The 1,424-nt window shown below is 58.4% G+C and carries 1 protein-coding gene; it reads right to left on the reverse strand.

Going from position 1 to position 1,424, the window contains the following annotated elements; all coding sequences use genetic code 11:
- Positions 1 to 66: 66 nt before the first annotated feature.
- A complete protein-coding gene (locus CZ338_RS00050; RefSeq protein WP_204211789.1) occupies positions 67 to 1,305 on the reverse strand; it encodes an IS256 family transposase in 1,239 nt (412 codons plus the stop codon).
- Between the last annotated feature and the right edge of the window lie 119 nt (positions 1,306 to 1,424).

Consider the following 1,424-nt stretch of genomic DNA (forward strand, 5'->3'; position numbering starts at 1 on the left):
GGGTCAAGTCCCGTGTAGTGGTGTAGCCGTTCGTGCTTTCGGCTCGGTATGAAGTTCGGGGTTTGGTTAGGCGGTTAGCTGGTGCTGCTCACCATGATCGTCTCCTGTGCGGTGCATGAGGTGTTTGGTCTGTTCGAGTGCGGATAGTGACATGTAGCGTTTCTGCTGGATCCAATCGTCGTGTTGCTCTGCAAGTACCGCACCAACAAGCCGGATGATGGATTCACGATTCGGGAAGATACCCACAACATCGGTGCGCCGGCGGATCTCCCGGTTTAACCGTTCTGTGGGATTGTTCGACCACACCTTCGTCCAAACTGGTTTCGGGGCGGCGGTAAACGCCAACACCTCATCGAGTGATTCCTCTAAGTACGTTGCTACCTGGGGGAACTTCGGTTCCAACAGATCAACGACCTCATGGGCTTGCCCCCAGGTGGATGCCGCGTCAGGTTGCTGGAAGATCGTCTGGAACATCGCTGAGACCATCGGCCACTGTGTTTTCGGGACCTGCTCGTAGAGGTTCTTAGCGAAATGGGTGCGGCACCGCTGCCACGACGCATCAGGCAGCACCTCAGCAATGGCGTGCTGGATGCCTTCGTGAGCGTCACTGGTGATCAGGAAGACACCGCGAAGTCCGCGGGCTTTTAAGTCTTGGAAGAAGCCTTTCCACGATGCGTTGGATTCCGCGGTGGCGACGTGCATGCCGAGCATTTCGCGGTAGCCGTCGGCGTTGACCCCGGTGGCCAACAGCACGCAGCATTTGACCACCCGGCCGCCTTCACGCACCTTGATCGTCAGCGCATCGCACGACAGGTAGGCGTACCCACCGGGATCGAGTGGACGGTTTTTGAAATCGGCGACCATCTCGTCGAGTTCTTCCGACATCCGTGAGACTTGCGATTTCGACATGTTGGAAATGCCAAGTGTTGCCACCAGATCGTTCATTCTGCGGGTGGAGACCCCTTTGAGATAGCACGTCGCGATCACGGTCGATAAGGCCCGTTCGGCCCGTGAGCGTCGCTCGAGCAGCCAGTCTGGGAAGAAAGCGCCGTGGCGTAGCTTCGGCACTGCCACATCGATCGTGCCGACGCGGGTGTCCAGATCGCGGTGGCGGTACCCGTTGCGGTGGTTGACCCGCTCGGTGGAAGCAACACCGTACTCGGCGCCGCAGACGGTGTCGGCCTGGGCGGAGAGGATCTGGTTGATAAACCCTTGCAGCATCTGCCGCATTAGATCTGGCGACGCTTGGGCGAGCAGATCGTCCAGATAGGTTGTCGGGTCGATAGAATGCGGAGCAGCGGTCATCGTCATGTGCCTTTCGGTGAGATGTGGTAGTTGAGTCGAAAGGTTACTGACGGTGGCCGCCCCACTATTTTCAAGGGCCCACCATCAGCAAGCGTTACACCACACTAAGGGACGCAACC

Source organism: Corynebacterium urinipleomorphum, assembly GCF_900155535.1.
In the GTDB taxonomy this organism is placed as follows: domain Bacteria; phylum Actinomycetota; class Actinomycetes; order Mycobacteriales; family Mycobacteriaceae; genus Corynebacterium; species Corynebacterium urinipleomorphum.

Excerpts from the sequence above, each read along its gene's own strand:
- CZ338_RS00050 (WP_204211789.1), bottom strand. The coding sequence starts at position 1,305 with ATGACCGCTGCTCCGCATTCTATCGACCCGACAACCTATCTGGACGAT.